The 17786-nt window shown below is 33.5% G+C and carries 18 protein-coding genes and 1 pseudogene; 7 read left to right on the forward strand and 12 right to left on the reverse strand.

Features of this window, described 5'->3' with window-relative positions:
• Positions 1-743: 743 nt before the first annotated feature.
• Positions 744-1469: a glycerophosphoryl diester phosphodiesterase membrane domain-containing protein gene (locus VKJ25_RS14050; protein ID WP_324237255.1), complete on the reverse strand. Its 726-nt coding sequence runs from the start codon at positions 1467-1469 to the stop codon at positions 744-746.
• 755 nt (positions 1470-2224) lie between these two features.
• Here VKJ25_RS14050 and VKJ25_RS14055 point away from each other — a divergent pair.
• Complete coding sequence (locus tag VKJ25_RS14055; RefSeq protein WP_324237256.1) at positions 2225-3394, forward strand: calcium-binding protein; 1170 nt, start codon at positions 2225-2227, stop codon at positions 3392-3394.
• Positions 3395-3665: 271 nt separating this feature from the next.
• On the opposite strand, the gene VKJ25_RS14060 is transcribed toward VKJ25_RS14055, so the two are convergent.
• Positions 3666-3974, reverse strand: a complete 309-nt coding sequence (locus VKJ25_RS14060; protein ID WP_324237257.1) for a hypothetical protein — start codon at positions 3972-3974, stop codon at positions 3666-3668.
• Positions 3975-4371: 397 nt separating this feature from the next.
• Here VKJ25_RS14060 and psbO point away from each other — a divergent pair, with 397 nt between their 5' ends.
• Positions 4372-5202, forward strand: coding sequence for a photosystem II manganese-stabilizing polypeptide (gene psbO / locus VKJ25_RS14065; protein ID WP_324237258.1), 831 nt, complete (start codon positions 4372-4374; stop codon positions 5200-5202).
• A gap of 571 nt (positions 5203-5773) precedes the next feature.
• Positions 5774-6538: an RNA polymerase sigma factor SigF gene (locus tag VKJ25_RS14070; protein ID WP_324237259.1), complete on the forward strand. Its 765-nt coding sequence runs from the start codon at positions 5774-5776 to the stop codon at positions 6536-6538.
• A gap of 173 nt (positions 6539-6711) precedes the next feature.
• Here the strand turns inward: VKJ25_RS14070 and VKJ25_RS14075 are convergent, their stop codons facing one another.
• Positions 6712-6882: an NblA/ycf18 family protein gene (locus VKJ25_RS14075; protein ID WP_324237260.1), complete on the reverse strand. Its 171-nt coding sequence runs from the start codon at positions 6880-6882 to the stop codon at positions 6712-6714.
• A gap of 242 nt (positions 6883-7124) precedes the next feature.
• Between VKJ25_RS14075 and VKJ25_RS14080 the strand changes: the two genes are divergently transcribed.
• Complete coding sequence (locus VKJ25_RS14080; RefSeq protein ID WP_324237261.1) at positions 7125-7715, forward strand: phycobiliprotein lyase; 591 nt, start codon at positions 7125-7127, stop codon at positions 7713-7715.
• 293 nt (positions 7716-8008) lie between these two features.
• Positions 8009-8767, forward strand: a complete 759-nt coding sequence (locus VKJ25_RS14085; RefSeq protein ID WP_324237262.1) for a phycobilisome rod-core linker polypeptide — start codon at positions 8009-8011, stop codon at positions 8765-8767.
• A gap of 493 nt (positions 8768-9260) precedes the next feature.
• Here VKJ25_RS14085 and VKJ25_RS14090 read toward each other — a convergent pair.
• The 4 genes and pseudogenes from VKJ25_RS14090 to VKJ25_RS14105 form a co-directional block, all read right to left on the reverse strand.
• Positions 9261-9395: pseudogene (locus VKJ25_RS14090) on the reverse strand (DUF819 family protein); the annotation flags it as partial.
• A gap of 16 nt (positions 9396-9411) precedes the next feature.
• Complete coding sequence (locus VKJ25_RS14095) at positions 9412-9762, reverse strand: DUF819 family protein (RefSeq protein ID WP_324237264.1); 351 nt, start codon at positions 9760-9762, stop codon at positions 9412-9414.
• A gap of 11 nt (positions 9763-9773) precedes the next feature.
• Positions 9774-10286, reverse strand: a complete 513-nt coding sequence (locus VKJ25_RS14100) for a DUF819 family protein (RefSeq protein ID WP_324237265.1) — start codon at positions 10284-10286, stop codon at positions 9774-9776.
• Between the two features lie 2 nt (positions 10287-10288).
• Complete coding sequence (locus VKJ25_RS14105; RefSeq protein ID WP_324237266.1) at positions 10289-10414, reverse strand: hypothetical protein; 126 nt, start codon at positions 10412-10414, stop codon at positions 10289-10291.
• A gap of 118 nt (positions 10415-10532) precedes the next feature.
• Here VKJ25_RS14105 and VKJ25_RS14110 point away from each other — a divergent pair, with 118 nt between their 5' ends.
• A complete protein-coding gene (locus tag VKJ25_RS14110) occupies positions 10533-11465 on the forward strand; it encodes a lipid kinase (RefSeq protein ID WP_324237267.1) in 933 nt (310 codons plus the stop codon).
• Positions 11466-13274: 1809 nt separating this feature from the next.
• Here the strand turns inward: VKJ25_RS14110 and VKJ25_RS14115 are convergent.
• Entirely contained in the window at positions 13275-14702 is a 1428-nt protein-coding gene (locus tag VKJ25_RS14115; protein ID WP_324237268.1) for a GAF domain-containing sensor histidine kinase, read from the reverse strand.
• Positions 14703-14890: 188 nt separating this feature from the next.
• Here VKJ25_RS14115 and VKJ25_RS14120 point away from each other — a divergent pair, with 188 nt between their 5' ends.
• On the forward strand, positions 14891-15229 hold the full coding sequence (locus tag VKJ25_RS14120; RefSeq protein ID WP_324237269.1) for a DUF3155 domain-containing protein: 339 nt from the start codon (positions 14891-14893) through the stop codon (positions 15227-15229).
• A 478-nt stretch (positions 15230-15707) separates the two neighbouring features.
• Here VKJ25_RS14120 and VKJ25_RS14125 read toward each other — a convergent pair whose 3' ends face one another.
• The 4 genes from VKJ25_RS14125 to VKJ25_RS24865 all read right to left on the reverse strand — a co-directional run.
• Positions 15708-16250, reverse strand: coding sequence for a cofactor assembly of complex C subunit B (locus VKJ25_RS14125; protein ID WP_324237270.1), 543 nt, complete (start codon positions 16248-16250; stop codon positions 15708-15710).
• A 151-nt stretch (positions 16251-16401) separates the two neighbouring features.
• Positions 16402-16764, reverse strand: coding sequence for a PadR family transcriptional regulator (locus VKJ25_RS14130; RefSeq protein WP_324237271.1), 363 nt, complete (start codon positions 16762-16764; stop codon positions 16402-16404).
• Positions 16765-17097: 333 nt separating this feature from the next.
• The gene (locus VKJ25_RS14135; RefSeq protein WP_324237272.1) at positions 17098-17301 is read right to left on the reverse strand and encodes a DUF751 family protein; all 204 of its coding nucleotides are present in this window, start codon (positions 17299-17301) and stop codon (positions 17098-17100) included.
• 306 nt (positions 17302-17607) lie between these two features.
• Positions 17608-17786: DUF7226 domain-containing protein (locus VKJ25_RS24865; RefSeq protein ID WP_483143745.1), on the reverse strand; the 179-nt coding region annotated here is incomplete at its 5' end.

The following is a 17786-nucleotide window of genomic DNA, read 5'->3' on the forward strand; positions in this document are numbered from 1 at the left end:
TCCAGTGGTGTAGAAACAGAACCCGGTGATAAAGATTTAGTCAAAGTCAAGAAATTGTTTGATAATTTAGAGCAAATAAGAATTAATTCCTAGAAAAAACTATCAAATTTCTAATATAGCAATCCTCTAATATATTTGTGTATAAAAATCCTACTGCTTTTAGAGAAAAGGGAATAAATAAGAGTTTTAGTTTTTTCGAGCTACTTTTTGATTTTTCGCAATATAAGCAAGAATTTCTATAGCTTCCCCAACTATCCAAAAATGATTTATCTTGACTTTCAAAAATATAACTATAGTCATCATAAATAGCCAATAAAATTTTATCTTAAGCAGGGCAGAGCTGCTGAATAAATATAAAAGTTTTCATAGGTTAATCTAAGTGCCTTTTCAGGTATTAATAAAGTACCAGCTTTTAGATTCAAAAAGTTAAAAAAGTTAGCAATAAATGCCTCAAACAAGAGTAGAAAAATTAAGAGAAAATTCTGAAAACTAACTTTTATATAACTCCTATTCCTGCTGACTCTTAACTACTCTCTACAAAAAGCAAAAAGACTTTTTCAGTAAACTCTAGGTATTTCGTATTCACAGCTAACCAAAAACAGTATTGGTCAACTAAACTTATACAATTTTTTTTCATGCAGCAGTTTCCCAAATTATAAAGTACAGTCGTTTTTATTCTTTTATTTTCCCTGTTCTCTCAAAGCTAAAAATTTGTACCTAATAATAAGGGAAAGCCCTGTAAATTAATAAAAATTAGTATCAATATTCATATTTCCTCTTCTCTTTAATTCTCCATAAATCAGAACTGAAATAATGCTCCAATATATTGGCATAAAAACATATTGAATAAGAATGTTTAGTAAAACATTAACCATTTCTGATTTTATCGAAATTAGTGCGATAATTGTTAATGGAAATATTATCAAAAAGCCAATTATAAATAAAATCAAACTAACTCTAATAATTAACCAAAAATACCCTTTAGTCAACTCCCAACTATACCTAATTCCATTTACAACTGAAACACCATCAATTATCACAATATGCCAATAAAAACTAAGACGTGTACTAATATAAAATATTGATAAAATAACTAAAACTAAAAAAGGTTGAGCTGACATTAATTCAGTTGGCATAAACTTAATTGGAGCAAATATAATCAACGGTGAAATTAATATCGGAAAACACTTTTTTATACCTCTAGTAAATGCTGCTATTAATGTAAAATTCTTTCCGTGCAAGTATTGCCAAATATAAAAATAACGAACTGCAAATAACCAGGGATTAACAAAAAGTATCAAAATTCCATTTAGCCAATCATCTATTGTGCTAGATTCCGAAAAAAAATTTATAATTATTGCTAAAATAAAAGCTGGCAAACCTATAATCAAGAGAGGTAAACCTATAGCAATAATAGTTTTTAAAGTTTTCTTCAGTAGATTAATAGAACTAATATCTATATATTCCATAAACTTATAGATTAACTATTAGATTAAAAAAAATTATTCGGCTATCAGCCCCCAAATTAATAATACATTATTGAATAATAGTATAGCTTTTAAAAGATTCTTAGTTACTCAATAAAATAACCTTTATTAGAAAGAAAAAAATTAATCTAGATTTATATCCCATTTGAAAAATATACACAACTTACTGAATAATTAATAATTAATAATTATAGCAATGTGCGCTGGTATATTTACAAATTGCAAGAAGTCTCCAATAGCTAAAATCCTTATATTATTGGCGATTCATTCTTCTGGTTCCCTGTTCCCTGTGCGCAGCGCTATAAGAGTTGATAGTCAATCATTATTCATTCAAAAATTCACCCCTGGAAGCCTCCCTAAAAATTGGGGATAAATTAAAAATTTTCCAATGAAGTCAATCTCCTTCTTTGAAGAAGGGGGAGTTATTAATTATTAATTGTTCATTATTAATTGGTGAAAACTTAATAGTAAAACTCTTAAAATATATCAACTAACTCACCTTAATTACCCAAAACTAATCCAGATTGTTATCCACAAAATATGATAAATACTAACATCAATAGGAAACAAAATACTTGAACTTAGAGTCACTTGTGACTTGTAAGGACAAAAACATTCCATACCTGTTTTCTTACCAATATTGATAATTTAGATATAGTTTTCATTATTCATTATCAGTTAATTTAAAAAAAATTTTAAAATCAAATTTAAAAAAACATAGGAGCATCCAAAATAATATGGCAAATATTTCAGGAGATAACAACGATAACCTTTTAATAGGTTCTCCAGAACCTGACCTCATAGCAGGTTTTGATGGAAACGACACTATTTTTGGAGAAGAAGGAGATGATACTCAAGATGGAGGAGCAGGAGAAGATGAAATTTTTGGTGGTATTGGATCGGATGTTTTAATTGGTAACGAAAATGATGATTTCTTGCAAGGAGGAGATGGACGAGACTCAGCATCAGGAGGCCCTGGAAATGATATTGTCGAAGGAGGTCCCGGAAATGATACTTTGTTAGGAGTAGGTGGTAATGACTCTTTATTTGGACAAACAGGAGACGACTCAGTAATTGGAGGTCAAGGACTTGATTTAGTTACTGGAGGAGAAGGTAGTGATACATTAAGAGGGGATCAAGGAGATGATAGTATATTTGGAAACACTGATAATGATGTAATATTTGGCGACCAAGGAAATGATATTGGTAGTGGTAGTATTGGTAACGACTCTCTTCTAGGTGGAGATGGTGATGACTCTTTAGATGGAGGTAGTGGTGATGATACTATATTTGGTGAATCAGGAAATGATTCTCTCCTTGGAGATATAGGTAGTGATTTTATTAATGGTAATAGGGGTGACGATCAAATTTTTGGTGGCATGAGTATAGATAATCTTCGTGGTGGAAAAGGAGATGATACTATATTTGGTGAATCATTCTCTGATTCTCTCTTTGGAGACTTAAATGACGACTTAGTTATTGGTGGTACTGGTGCTGATACATTATTTGGTGGAAAAGATAATGATACTCTTCAAGGTAGTAATGGTAATGACTCTTTGTTAGGCGATCGAGGTAATGATTTACTATTTGGAGGTGCTGGAGAAGATACATTAACTGGTGGTGAAGGTTCGGATACTTTTGTCATACCTGAAGAATTAGGTAGTGTAGATGTAATTAATGATTTTAATCTCTTAGAAGATTTCTTGGCTTTAGGTAGTAATTTTGATTTTGAGGATTTAAGTTTTAGCCAAGGAACTGGTACAAACTTCAGAAATACATTAGTCACTACTGATAATGGCAGATTATTAGCTATATTAGTCAATGTTCCAGCTTCAGTTATTTCAGAGGCAGACTTTGTGGTAGGCATCAGTCAAGCTTTACCTGATTCTGATAATACCGTTCAATAATTAATAATTAATAATTAACAATTAATAACTAGGGCTTGCTGATTAATTATAAAAGCATTAACAGATATAAATTTTTAGCCTTTTTATGTTGAAAAAAGTACCTAGTTTTTGGCTGTTGTAGTCTCAAAATGATGAAATATTGACCCTAATTATTAAAAAATATGGCCGAAACAAATAATCCAAACCATTCCCAGTTAAACACTCCCCATTCCCCATTATTACCATCAGACCCTTTCAGTCGAAACTATTAAATCATTATTCTTTGATTAAGTCAACGCCCTTGAATATCATCAGACCAGTTTTGCAACAGATGCCGTAATTTCAACCGAGGAATATAAGGCCAACCTCCCTTATTCTCAATATCTTTAAGTAAATTGTAGAGTTCCTGACGATTGTCAGGCAATATCCTTTGAAATTCACCCTCTCTAACTTCTTGATGTAAGCTTTCTAAAGTTCTGAGGATAGCTAATATTGCCATCGCATCACCAAAGTGATTTTGGGCTACAACCTTCACTAAATCTGTTAATGATTGTAAATCACTATGTAAATTTCTTGACTCATTTTCTGTATATTTGTCCATATTACCACTTAAGAGCAACTTGGCTGATTTCCGCAGACTAAAGCCAAAAGGATTATAAGCCAAACAAAACAATAAGACAACTCAGCATTGCTCATTTTTCTCACACCCTCCTCACACTCTGCTTTTTTCAGCAAACCCTATTTACTTATACAATCTTAATTTATATAACTGAATTTAAGAAAAAGTAACCAACAATGTAAAATACTACTTTGGGTTAATGCTAGAGATAAATATACTCTCAGACTCAGCAAATTGAGAATCTGAAGCAGAACTTTATCCTAAAATCACCCTGACTTTAATCATTAAATCTAAAATCTAAAACTGGATTAATCATACTGCGTAAACAAATAACGTAGTAGCAATGTTAAATGTTGAATGTTGAATTTTGAGGTTAACAATGAGGTATCGCACTATAATTGCGGCATTATTAGCTGTTTGTTTAAGTTTTTTAACTGCTTGTTCAGACAGTCCTGATAGCAATAAACCACTTACTTACAAAGACATCGTAAATACTGGATTGGCCAACAACTGTCCTGAGTTACCAGAAACAGCTCGTGGTTCCATTGCTCTTAATCAAAACGAGTCTTACACTTTAACAGATTTGTGTTTACAACCAACCACCTATTTCGTTAAAGAAGAACCAACTAACAAACGCCAAAAAGCAGAATTTATCGAAGGGAGAAAATTAACACGATATACTTCCACCCTAGATCAAGTAACAGGTGAATTGGTCTTTAATGAAGATCGTTCTTTGACATTTAACGAACAATATGGTATGGATTTCCAACCTATCACTGTTCTTTTACCAGGTGGAGAAGAAGTTCCATTCTTATTTACAATAAAAGGACTTACGGCTCAGAGCCAACCTGATATTACTGCTATCAATACTTCTACTGATTTTAAAGGAATATACAACGTTCCTTCCTACCGAGGATCTAGTTTCCTAGACCCGAAAGGTCGTGGTGTTACTTCAGGATATGATAATGCAGTAGCCTTACCAGCTAGTTCTGATGATACAGAATTTGTCAAAGCTAATGTTAAGTCAGCAGATACTCTTTTCAAAGCTGGTGAAATGTCTCTTCAAGTTACCAAAGTAGACGGAGAAACAGGTGAAGTTTTTGGTATCTTTGAGGCAGTTCAACCTTCTGATACAGATTTAGGTGCAAAAGAAGCTGTAGAAGTTAAAGTTCGTGGCACTTTTTACGGTCGAGTAGACACAGTTTCTTAGGTTAATTAGGGTCTGCTGAAAAAGTCCTTTTTCAGGGTGGGGACGTTGTATGCAAAGTCCCTACGGGTGATGGGGAAGTAGGGAGTCATTTTTTTGCTCAACTGTGCCCCCAAAATGCCCTCCTTTTTGAACCTTTTTGACCTAAAAGCTGGCAGTTTTTTTAGACCTAAAATTGCTGCTTTAGCTGTCAATGCTTTTACTTTTATTCAGCAGAGCAATAATTAAAACTCTTTCCCCGACAGAATCTTTAGACTTGTCGGGGTTATTTTAAGTTGTCTTTATTTATTGAAGTAAAATTAACCTCAGCAATTTAGCTTATTAATATTTAGCTTATAAATCAACTATTTAGTTTTAGTTTGATATTTTTGTTTATATCTGTTAAAGTGAGTAGTATATTAAGACTAATTATATACACTTTAACTAAAGCTGAGAAGTATAAGTAGTTGTAATTAATATGATAGTCTAATATTCCTTTATTAAAAGCATCTATAACTATAGTTCATAAATACATTGATACAATCTATATAGAGTATACCACAAGTGGTTGGCTCTGATAACTATTAATATGGCTATGTCTACCACCATCACTCCAGAACAAAAAAGTGAAAACCTAGAACTGTTGCACCAATATCAACAGTCACCTTCTCATCAGCTCCGAAACCAATTAGTTAAACTTAATATTGGACTTGTCAGAAAAGAAGTTTATCATTGGTTAAATCGATGTACAGAAACTTATGATGATTTACTCCAAGTAGGATGTCTGGGATTAATTCGAGCAATTGAAAGGTTTGATATCTCTAAGGGACGAGCCTTTAGTTCCTATGCTACTCCTTATATTCGAGGAGAAATTCAGCATTATCTACGAGATAAAAGCCCTTCTCTGCGGATTCCCAGAAATTGGTTAGCTATGGAACGGCAAGCTACAAAAGTGATACAAGACTTGAGGATGAATTTGAAGCGAAAACCTACAGAACTAGAAGTAGCTTCTGCTTTAAATATCTCTTTAGACCAATGGCATGAAATTCAATTGGCCTGTCGTAACCGTTCTCTTTTAAGTTTAGATGCTCCAGTTCAAGATGAAGATGATGGAGCTACCTGTTTGGGAGAATTAGTCGCAGATAATCACTATCGTAGTTTTCAGTTGGCTCAAGAAGACCAAATTCGTTTACAACAAGCATTATCTAAATTGGAAGAGGGTACTCGTAAAGTTTTGGAGTTTGTCTTTCTCTGTGACTTGACTCAGAAAGAAACTGCCCAGCGCATGGGTATTAGTTCTGTTACTGTTTCTCGGAGAGTTAAGAAAGGTCTAAAGTCTCTCCAAAAGATCATGGAATAGTGCTTATACGAATGAAATTATACTACTAACTAATAAAATAAGTTGGCTTCTTTAAATTAATTTTAATTTTTGAGCATTGCTAAATCCTAATATTATAAACCTCACCCATATTCAGTAATTGGGTGGGGTTAGTTTTTTTGTATCGATTTCCAATTTTTTGTAAAAGGCGTGGACTAAATTTTGCCTTTGAGCCAGTGCTTGAACAAATTTTCTTTAACCATGCTTTGTCGTAACACTTCAACTAAATACTCTTGAGCTTGTTCCCTAGTCAAGCTTTTAACTTCGTCCCGTAGCACTTGTAATTTAAACTCTTGCTCCATAGTTAAGCTGTTAGACATTTCCATAGTTGATTTCTCCTTATTTTAGATAATAAGTATTGGCCAATATATTCCGGCCATCACTAATGTATATATTCCTTGATTATGTAAATTATCGTAATGTTTGCTTGACAAACTGTCCATAATGTACATTATGTCATTAATTTACTAAAACTGCTAAGGGTAAGGTTTAAATAAAGGCTAGAAGTTCTATGATAATTACGTTAGAACTAAATATCCGATGAACTTAGAAAATGGAGAAGTAGCTAATGGACGCAATGGAATTTTTTCGCAGAAGTGCTGGTAAATGGCGATCGCAACGTACAACCCATCACCTAGCCTTTAGACAAGCAGAAATGGGGAGTTCAGATATTCAAGTAATTAGCTTGGATGCCAAAGATGAAAAAATATTGGAAATCTGTAAAATGCACGAAATCGATCCAAGCTTGGCCGCTGGAGGGGCCTTGGTTACTTGGGATGGTTCTATGGCTTGGGACAAAGATGATGAAAATCATCAGGGGTCAACTGTATTTGCTATTGTTCCTGACCCAGAAAATCCTAGAAAAGGGAGAATGTTGCGAGAACGTGGTTATGCGGAAATAGTCCCAGTAGTGGGACTATTTGAGATGGACGATGAAGATGGCCTAAATTTAATTACAGAGTATGAAACGATGAGTTCTATTGAAAGATTCTGGTTTCCTAGCCCTAATCTAAGAATGCGAACCAGTGCAGTGAAGCGGTTTGGTGGATTTAATACTTCTACTTTTTGTACGGAAGTTCGGGTAGAGGAAAGTAAATCCGACTCAGAGGCAGAAACATCAAAGGATGTGACACAATGTTATTCTGCTTTTGGCTGGTAATATAACGGTTTTAACTAGGATTTGGTGAAAAAGTCTAAGGGTAGGGACGTTGCATGAAACGTCCCTACTCCCTACTCCCTAGCTTCACAAAAAGACTTGATTCAGCGATCCCTAAGTATCGATCAAAAATATTACAGATTGTTGCGTAAGTTAATAAAAGTAAGACTTGGATCGCCTTAATCCCTTAATCTAAAAGTTGGCTATTGATGCAATTTTCTCAATCACAGTAAATTTTAGTGTGTTCTGGCCACACTTGATAAATCACATTTAATAATTTTAAGGAGATTCTAAACGTGGCGATTCCATTATTAGAATATAAACCTGTAAGTCAAAACTCACGGGTTACAGGTTATGAAGTCCCTGGTGACGACCAACCAATTATTTATTCTGCCGAACTTTTACCTTCTCAATCAGAGTGGAAAGAGTTAATTTGGGCAGCTTATCGCCAAATTTATAGCGAACATCAGATTCTCAAGAGCGATCGTCAAACCTTCCTTGAGTCTCAACTAAAAAATGGTCAAATTACAGTTAGAGATTTTATTCGGGGTTTGGTAATGTCGGCTCCATTCCGTCGGAACAACTACGAAACTAATAGCAATTATCGCTTTGTTGAGTTATGTGTTCAACGGGTTTTAGGTCGTGATGTTTACAGCGAAAATGAAAAGATTGCTTGGTCTATTGTTGTAGCTACCAAGGGTATTGAAGGTTTCATTGATGAGTTGTTAGATACTGAGGAATACCTAGATAACTTCGGCTTTGATACTGTACCTTACCAGCGTCGTCGGGTTTTACCCCAACGGGATGGAGGCGAAACACCTTTTAATCTGAAGACACCTCGTTATGGGTTCTACTATCGGACTATTCTAGGCTTCCCTCAAATCGTATATCAAAATGAAATACGTCGCTTTACTCCTCAAGAAAAGCAAGCTCAGGCAGGGGATCCTTCTCTATTCTTGAATTTAGCACGGGGTCTTGGTGTACAAGGAAAATCACCAACAAAACCTAATTTAGGTAGTATTAACCTAAGTATGGTGCCTTATCGTAAAAAATAATTCCAGGCTAAAATTCAATATTTTCCTGTAGTGAAATACATCGGTTTTCATTTCAGTAAATTACAGTAGGGACGTTCTATAGAACGTCCCTACTGTTTTAAGGAGTGGGGGAGTGGGGAAGTGGGGGAGCTGGAAAGTAATTTTTTTTGCCTAACGATGTGCCTAAAATGGTCAGTATTTCGGTAAGATAGGGGAAGAAAAATCAGGGGATAATTTTTCCAATTTATCGGGAACCGTGTGCCTCCTCTATAACTCCTTCCAACTCTTGACTTCCCCTCCTGGGAGGGGTTAGGGTTGGGTTGACTCCCTACTCGCCACTCCCTACCTCAATAAAAAGACTTTTTTCAGCAAACTCCAATTACTACTTGAATCAGAAGAGAAGAAAAGCGTCAATCGGAAAGAGAAAGTTTCTTTGAGTATGATTTAAGCAGCTAAATAACTAGGTTTATTGAATTGTAAATTATATTAATACACTAAATGAAGCAGACATTTTTTAACGTAAAAAATTAGCCAAACCAACTCCAACAAAAGTAGCTAGGGCGTATCCCAAAATACCAGAAAGAATAGTAGGAGTTACTAGCTTGTACCAATTTTTAGCTTTGGTCATCGCAGCAGCAGTAGTCGGGCCTCCTAAATTAGCGTATTTAAGCTACAACTAATTCAGCTAATTCTAAGTGGAATAATTTACCAGCTAGTAATAGAAAAAGCAAATGAACGGTCAAAATTAGTCCAGCAAAAATAAATAAAACTGGTCTAAATTCTATAACTTTCCAGATATTAGCACTAGCTCCAATTACGACAAAAAATATCTGCATTAACAAAGTACTAATTTTGTCTGCTACTGTTAATTTTCCTAAATATTGGGAGAATATTGTGGCGAGAGAAACTGTTAAAAAAGTGGTGAATAAAATTGCTGTTTGAGGAATGCCTAATAAACTAGCAATACTAACTCCTAATGCACCTAAAATTCCACTAATAGCTAATACTTGACTCATATCTATGATAATTATTGTGTTCGTGGCTCAGAAAAATTCTCTTTCTTTTGTTCTAGAAAGCTGATATTTTGAGCGGAATTATTATCAGGAAAAATTTGTTTTACCCATTTCAAAGAAGGTAAAGTAAATAACAGCAAAAACAACAAAGTCATAGCCAAATTATCTGCTGCTGTTCCTGTCGCTAATAAATCTCCTGAATCTAAATTTAATTCAAGAATTTGAGCAGTAGCAAAAAAATTTACAGAGCCACCTATATAAGTAGCACAGAAAACTCCAGCTAACTTCCAATTTAACTCACCAATAGGAATCAAATAATAGGCAATTATAGTTCCCAAAACTGTTCCCAATGCACCTAAAAAATAAGCAATTAAAACTCTTCCAGATTCACGAATAATTTGTAATATATTAGCTTGAAATAAAAGCAGAGGAATAGAAAAGGAAACTAGAAAAGACCAGACTACATTATAAGCAAGAGCATCAATAGGTATAATTTTTAGATTAGACAGAAAAAATGTTACTCCCATAGTTACAACAGCACCAGATATACTTGCACCCCACCATTTTTTTCTGACCAAAAACCAATAGTTGCTGCGGATAAAATAATTGCCCAAATAGCAAAATTTTGGTCATATTGAATCAAACTGTTTGTCATATAAGTCACAAAATTTGCGGTAAGTTAATATAATATTTGATATTAAAAAAACTGGTTTTCTCAGCGCTATTAATGTAACTCATAACCATAAGAAGCGCTGTATTTCCTAAATTAAATTATGAACTTAAATAAAATAGAATCAACAAAATCTCTTTTACTGGTAAATCCTCATGCTAGAAAAGTTCAAGATAATCTAAATTTAGCCTTAACTTATTTACAAGATTTTGGTCTAGAAATTATCTGCAAAGAAATTGAATATCCCCAAGATTTTAACCACTTTATTCAATACTATAAAAATCAGGTAAATTTGATAATTATTGGTGGTGGGGATGGCTCATTAAATATAGCAGTAGATAGTCTAGTGGAAACAGGTTTACCTTTAGGAATTTTACCACTAGGAACAGCTAATGATTTAGCTCGTACTTTAGAAATTCCTACTTCTTTATTTGAGGCTTGTCAAGCGATCGCTACTGGAAAAAAACATTATATAGATTTAGGTGTAGTTAATGGCAAATATTTTTTTAATGTTGCTAGTATTGGATTAAGTGTAGATATTACTAACAATTTAAGTAAAGAAGCGAAACGTCAATGGGGTACATTAGCTTATGCTATTACTGCCAGCAAAATGATTTTAAAAAGCCGCCCTTTTATGGCAGAAATTTGTTGTGATGGTGAATCAAGAATCGTCAAAACTTTACAAGTTGCTGTAGGAAATGGCAGACATTATGGAGGTGGTATGACTATTGCTCACGATGCTAAAATTGATGACCAAAGGTTAGATTTATACAGCTTAGAAGTGAAACATTGTTGGCAATTTATTGGTTTATTACCTTCTATTTGGCAAGGAAAATATCAAGAAAGTTTTGGTTTTCGTTCTTTATCTGGTTCTGTAATTACTGTTAATACTCGTCAACGTCGTCCTATTAATACTGATGGAGAAATTGTTGCTTATACTCCAGCTCATTTTCAAATAGTTCCTTTAGCTTTAGCAGTTATGGTGCCAAGGAAATTAACAACTGAAAAGGAAAAACTTAATCCTATAATTTCTTAAAATCAACAAGAATTCAGTTTTTTTTATAAACAAAGGGAAACGCTGTATTTTATATAAACAGTGCTTGCTGATTAAATTGAAAAGCATTGACATTAATCATAGTTTGAGAAACTTTAGCTCTGGAAAAAATACTAGCTTTTTGGTTTATAAATATGAACAACTACTTCTTCTATAACTCCCTGTTCTTTCTAATTCTTAACTAGGGCTTGTGTCTGGAAATATGAAAGTATTTATATTCTAAAGTTTTAGCATTTTTAGGTAGGGAAAAAGTACCTGGTTTTGAGCTGCTTAATGCACGGCTCCCGAAAAATAAAAAATTTACTATTTTCGGCAAAAGTTGGGCAAAAAAAAATTACTTTCCTACTCCCTACTCCCTACTCCCTACTCCCTAAATAAAAAAAACCTCTTGCAAAGTTTGAGGATAATAATATCCCTTAATCCTTATTATTCAACAGCACAGATTTTCCTTCCCCACCTAATTATTAAAGGTAAAATGCAGGCCGAAGAACTAAGCAAGAGGTTTGGCTTTAGATGCTCCTGATGTACTAACTCCCTAGATATTTCCTACTTCCCAAAAAGGAGTGGGTTGTAGGATAACTGAACTCACAAAGCTTATTAAAAAGCCTCGTAAAAGCTCGTAGTTTGTCTGTACATTTCTATAATAATCCTCTTTTCCTTGAATGCAACTGGGTTATTACAATAGCCCGATTTTATTGTATGCTTTGATTAATTAGGGTTTCCTGAAAAAGTTTTTTTGCGCTTGGGAGGGAGTAGGGAATAGCAGGGACTTATGCAAGGTCTGTACAGAGTCAAGAGGAATAAGGAGTTATAGAGGATGCACAGGGTTCCCGATAAATCAGAAAAATTCTCCCTTGACTTGGGTATCCCAATATAACCAAAATACTCACTTTTTTACCTAAAAGGGGCGAAAGTCTGGTACTTTTATGGTTGCCGATAAATCACGATTAAAAAAGGTACTTACCTCTATCTATAAAGACTTTTAGATTTAATCAACAAGCCTTAATTAGGGTTTGCTGAAAAAGTCTTTTTGCGCTTGGGAAGGAATAGGGAGTAGTTAAGAGTCAAAAGGAGTCCAACTGTGCCCAACTCTTGTCCAAATACTAAATTTTAAGACTCTCTTTGCCAAAAAGATAAAACTTTTTCCAGACCTAAAATTGCTAAAACTTTTATCTGTAAATGTTTCATACCAAATCTGATTATTAAAAGGTGATTTTTTGTTCTTCCTCTCTCATCTTTATGCCTTCTACCTAACCTTTACAGTAAGTATCTCTTATAAATCTGATTTAATATTAACCTTTTTAAATTTTGATTTATTGGGAACCGTCATTTCAGTTATCAGTTATCATTTATCAGTGAACCTCCGATTAAACTTGGAGGCTTGAAATACTGATTTATCGGGAACCGTGTTAAATATTTTTTCATTCCCTTCAAAGGGGAGGCTTTATATCTCATTTTTTGGTAAAAATGCAAATTTTTAGTTAGCTCTAGTTTCTCAAGTGAGCATTGCATTAAAGGATCGCTATGACAGAAAAATAAATTACTATTCTTTTTAAAAGAAGAGGCTTGAAAACTCTCGATATTAATATCAATTATTCTTCATAAAAATGCTCTTTATTTAATACTTGGTAAGCATTGATAGGTCAGCTATGAGCTATTAGCTTTAGAGAATAAATTTAATAAATAATATAATATCAAATCCAGCAGTATTGGTATAATCAAAACTTTAGCAATATAGGAGTTTTTGCAAATATTAATTTTATCCTCCCCAGGTGGATTTTATATTAATAGTTAATAGCTGAATTCTGACAACACTTGCAACCATATAACCACTGTAGTACCACCATTAATTAGTAAATTTTTCTCTTTTAAATAACTAGGCAACCATTGAGTTTCCACAGGAGAATATACTTGAATTTCTCCTTGCATTTCATCTATCAAATTACGAGCAATTACTAATCCTAATCCAGTTCCTGGAATATTTGTTTTAGCTTTTTCACCTCGATATTTTCGTTCAAATAAATGCTCTAAATCTGCCGATGGAATGCCATAACCTGTATCACTAATAGCTATAGCTAACATTGATTCTATTTTACTATTAATTGATTTATTACAATTTTCTGGTGGAGCTAAAATTGCTAATTTAATATAAATATTTCCTTGAGCTGGAGTATACTTTAAAGAATTATCAATAATATTACTTAAAACTTCTCGCAAAGCTTTATAATTAGCTTGAACGATTGGTAAACTTTGAGGAAAATCAACTTGTAAATTTATATTACTTTCATCAGCAATTGCTTGAGCAGAAATTAATAAAGGTTCTAAAACTTTTTCTACAGAAACTGACTCTAAAAAATTAGCTCCAGGTAAAAGTCGCAGAGGTTTAGATTTTTGATTAGCTTCTTGATAAGTATCTATTATTTCTTCTACATTTTCATTGGGAATTGTACTTTGAAAATAATTACTTTCAACAGGAACGCTCAATATCTCTTCTCCCAGATTAACAGTTTCATCAACTTGGGCAATTAACTCTTTCAGGCGATCGCTTTCCCGTAAAATACTATTAGCTACATTCCAGTTTTTGTCTTCTGGTAAAAATCTTTTCAATAATAACTTACCGAAAGTTCGTAGTGCAGTTAATGGACTTTTCAACTGATGCAATATATTGTGCATCGTATCAAACTGTTCAGACTGTAACCGCTGTTGTTGCTGAAATTTCTCCTTTAACCATTCAAAACGTTGATCTAAAATACAGGCTATGGCAATAGTTTGAGCCACTTGTTGAATTTGATTTCTTTCTTGCTGCTTCCAGGGTCGGTCTTCTCTTGCTGTTACCAGTAACCCCATAACTACCCCATTATGAATCAACGGTAAAACAACTTGATGCTCTGGCCAAAGATTATTTTTAGGCCATTCTGAATTTGATTCTGTTGTATGGTTGATTACTTCTAAAATAGGAGAATTTTCCCCAGTCATTAAAGGTGCAGGTAATAATTTGGGGACATTATCTAATTTTTGTATTTCTGAGGTTACTTTTAAAACTGAAGTTGCTTCCTGAGCTTGGGGTATTTCTGGCTCGGCAATCACAGGAATTAGTTTAGCGTCACCCCCTTCTGCCAGTTTTTTTGTTAAGTAAACCACACTTAAGGTTGCACCCCAACTAGATATGAGAGATATCTGGGTTCTGCAAAGTCCAATAAATTCTGTACTTGTGGACATTACGATTTAGTAGCTCTTTGTGGAAAATTCCACTGGACATTATGTTTATTTTAGTATTCTAGAAAATAAAACGTATATTTTGTATCAAAATATTAAGAACACTTGAATTTTTTAGCTAAAGTACATATAATTTTATCAAATTTGGTAGCCGTAACTACACCCATCGGCTAACACAGGAGGTAAGTAAATTGGCTAGAAGACGTAAGCGTAAAAGTCGTCGTAGACAAGAAGGACGCAGAATTCTTGAGCAAGTAGCTCAGTATAGCATTGAAAGCGGTGAAGATAAACCAGTGACTGCCGCTCGTAAGTTTATTCATGCCCAAGGTATTATTCCACCTGCTGTACTTCTAGTAAGAAGAAATGAGCATACCACTGATAGGTACTTCTGGGCAGAAAAGGGTTTATTTGGAGCCCAATATGTTGAAGAAAATCATTTCTTGTTTCCGAGCTTAAAACCTTTGATAGAACTTAAGACACCTGATAAAAAACAGGTAGTTAGCTCTACTCCAAGTCTCAGTCAAGTTTAGGGACATTTTCTCAAGGGTTTTTCTAGGGAACCTAGAATGTTTTTTGTTATCTATGACTAGCAAGTACCAACTTATACTCAAATCAAGCAAAATGGTAATGCTTAAGTAACTACCCAATTTGTCTGATTTAGTAATAATAAATAATAGCAGTTTTTATTAGCCTTTGGGGCTAAATTAACTAAGATTTCAAATTTCCATCTCTCCATGGATTTGATAACTTAGTTATTTTTATGTCTCAAATTAGGGAACAGGGAACAGGGAATAGATTACTATCAAAGGGTTTCAGGATTTATAAATGTTCCCGCCCTTGGCTTCGACTGCTAAATAGCTTACCAAAATAAATTACCAATACTATTTTGATAATATTGTTTGACAATAACAGGGCTTATGGAAATACAGTATACTTCATCTCAGTAAGGATTACTTGTGGTATGCAAGATACTCACCCTAGAAAGACTTGATCATAGAAATGTTAGTTTTATTCTTTTTGTTGATAAACTTTCAAATTTAGAGATGTTTGTAAAGTTGCTAATTCATCTCTATGAGCTGTTATGGAAAGTAAACTTTTAGTTTGAGAATCTTCAGTCAATATTCCTTCCAATTTTAAAGCAACTTGTTCTGGACGTTTAGATTTTTGCCAATAAAAAATACCTGCTAAAGGAGATATCAAAACTAACCAAACAAAGTATTGACCAAATTCAGGAACTAACATTGAGACAGCTAACCCAAAACATAAAGCACCTAATGCTGCTAATATTATTAAGAAAAAAACCAAGAACCAACTAGGACGAACTACTCCTTCAAATGTAAGTTTATTCTCAGCAGCATTCACATCAATAATTCGATAAGCTCGGTTACTAAAATATTCTTTTAGTTGTTTTAAAAGTGAATCAGCTTCCTGTTCAGCTATCAATTTCACATTTTTAATTCGAGGTTTAACTGATGCCTTGATAAAAAAAATTAGACCAATGCTAGATAAAAATGTCAGTATACATGAAGATATTAGAGCTGTACTATTCATGGAATTTTAGAATTAATATTGTCAGAAAAGGAACAGAAAATAGCGAGCAGGGAACAGTAATTTATCAAAAATTTTAGGTTTAATAAGCAAGCCCTATTTACAGTATAATTGTTATTGCTTATCTTTTCTACTCTTTTGACAAATTAGATGGTTAAATTTGAGTCTGGATACGAGCATGATGATTATATTCATACCAAAGTCTTGACAAATCTGTAGCTTGAGGTCGCCATTCAGGAATAATTTGATACATTCTCCGTGGGCGTCCTCTTCCTTCTACTTTTTTCCAATAACCAATAGTTATTCCTTGGTCTTCCAGAAATTTCAGAGCGCTATACAAAACAGTGTCAGAAAGTCTATAAATAGGATAGTCCCTTTCTAGTTGGCCTATCAATTCAGTTCCATAAGAGTCTCTTTGCAATAATACTGATAGAATATAGCATACTGCCAGTTCTTTATTGAGATAGACCGGAGGGGGACTTTGGAAAAATTGATAAATGTCCTCGAAACAAGTCATTTGAATTTATCCACTTACTCTATCTTCCAATCTATCGTGCTAATCATTAGACTGACCACCCATTATTAATGGATAATTGATAATTGCTCATGGATAATTGATAATTATGGTTTGCGTATGGAAATATCAAAGTATTGAAAGATATAAAGTTATAGCCTTTTTCCATATCGAAAAAGTGCAACTTTTTCAGTTTGTTAGTTCTACTATCTTTGTCTTTCTATCCTCCCCACACTCTGATTTTTTCAGCAAACCCTAATTATCAATTCTGGTTCTACAGCAATAGGTTATTAATGGATAATGGATGATGGTTGAATGTTTATTTTTTGAGGTTAGTTAAATTGGATTTATGCCTAACATAGCTTGTAAAGTTAATGTGAGGAAAGTAAATGTGCCAATAGTTAAACCAATGAGAGCGATCGCTGTAATGGGTTTATTTAAAAATGGTTTCAGTTGGTCGAATAGAAAGAAGAATATGCCAAGGGTTATGGTAATAAAGTATCTTGGGTAGCGGGAGACGTTGTTAAAGAATTCTTGCATGATTATTTTAGGTAAAAATTAAACTCTACACAATATTATTACTTTAACGCGATTAGCACGAAGTCCCGCACCATAATTTATTTGGTGTCGGGATGAATTATCTTACTAACATTTTATCAACTTTTGACCGCTTATCTTCAACTTCATCAGGCAAATTATCTATAAAATCACTAATTATTTGAGTCATTGTTTTCTGCTTCTTAACTGCATATAATGTCAGCTTATCTAGTCTTTATTTGGTTATTCGACAATGCCATGATTCTTTCATAGTTATATGTTGCAATAATTATGTATACAAAATATTTATTATAATAAATGTATGGTCGAAATGGAAGAGAAAAAATCAGAATAGCCTATTACAGTAGAAGCTCTTCTTTCTATTGTGGTATTTGTAATTTTTAAATTACTTTCAGACATAATTTTAATAATTTGTTTTTTTGAGGGAATATCCCCAGTTTCTAAGGATAACTTAAATACTCGATTAA

This window comes from Okeania sp. (genome assembly GCF_035285525.1).
In the GTDB taxonomy this organism is placed as follows: domain Bacteria; phylum Cyanobacteriota; class Cyanobacteriia; order Cyanobacteriales; family Microcoleaceae; genus Trichodesmium.

Excerpts from the sequence above, each read along its gene's own strand:
- VKJ25_RS14050 (WP_324237255.1), bottom strand. The coding sequence starts at position 1,469 with ATGGAATATATAGATATTAGTTCTATTAATCTACTGAAGAAAACTTTA.
- VKJ25_RS14055 (WP_324237256.1), top strand. The coding sequence starts at position 2,225 with ATGGCAAATATTTCAGGAGATAACAACGATAACCTTTTAATAGGTTCT.
- VKJ25_RS14060 (WP_324237257.1), bottom strand. The coding sequence starts at position 3,974 with ATGGACAAATATACAGAAAATGAGTCAAGAAATTTACATAGTGATTTA.
- psbO (WP_324237258.1), top strand. The coding sequence starts at position 4,372 with ATGAGGTATCGCACTATAATTGCGGCATTATTAGCTGTTTGTTTAAGT.
- VKJ25_RS14070 (WP_324237259.1), top strand. The coding sequence starts at position 5,774 with ATGTCTACCACCATCACTCCAGAACAAAAAAGTGAAAACCTAGAACTG.
- VKJ25_RS14075 (WP_324237260.1), bottom strand. The coding sequence starts at position 6,882 with ATGGAAATGTCTAACAGCTTAACTATGGAGCAAGAGTTTAAATTACAA.
- VKJ25_RS14080 (WP_324237261.1), top strand. The coding sequence starts at position 7,125 with ATGGACGCAATGGAATTTTTTCGCAGAAGTGCTGGTAAATGGCGATCG.
- VKJ25_RS14095 (WP_324237264.1), bottom strand. The coding sequence starts at position 9,762 with ATGAGTCAAGTATTAGCTATTAGTGGAATTTTAGGTGCATTAGGAGTT.
- VKJ25_RS14100 (WP_324237265.1), bottom strand. The coding sequence starts at position 10,286 with ATGGGAGTAACATTTTTTCTGTCTAATCTAAAAATTATACCTATTGAT.
- VKJ25_RS14105 (WP_324237266.1), bottom strand. The coding sequence starts at position 10,414 with ATGACAAACAGTTTGATTCAATATGACCAAAATTTTGCTATTTGGGCA.
- VKJ25_RS14110 (WP_324237267.1), top strand. The coding sequence starts at position 10,533 with ATGAACTTAAATAAAATAGAATCAACAAAATCTCTTTTACTGGTAAAT.
- VKJ25_RS14115 (WP_324237268.1), bottom strand. The coding sequence starts at position 14,702 with ATGTCCACAAGTACAGAATTTATTGGACTTTGCAGAACCCAGATATCT.
- VKJ25_RS14125 (WP_324237270.1), bottom strand. The coding sequence starts at position 16,250 with ATGAATAGTACAGCTCTAATATCTTCATGTATACTGACATTTTTATCT.
- VKJ25_RS14130 (WP_324237271.1), bottom strand. The coding sequence starts at position 16,764 with ATGACTTGTTTCGAGGACATTTATCAATTTTTCCAAAGTCCCCCTCCG.
- VKJ25_RS14135 (WP_324237272.1), bottom strand. The coding sequence starts at position 17,301 with ATGCAAGAATTCTTTAACAACGTCTCCCGCTACCCAAGATACTTTATT.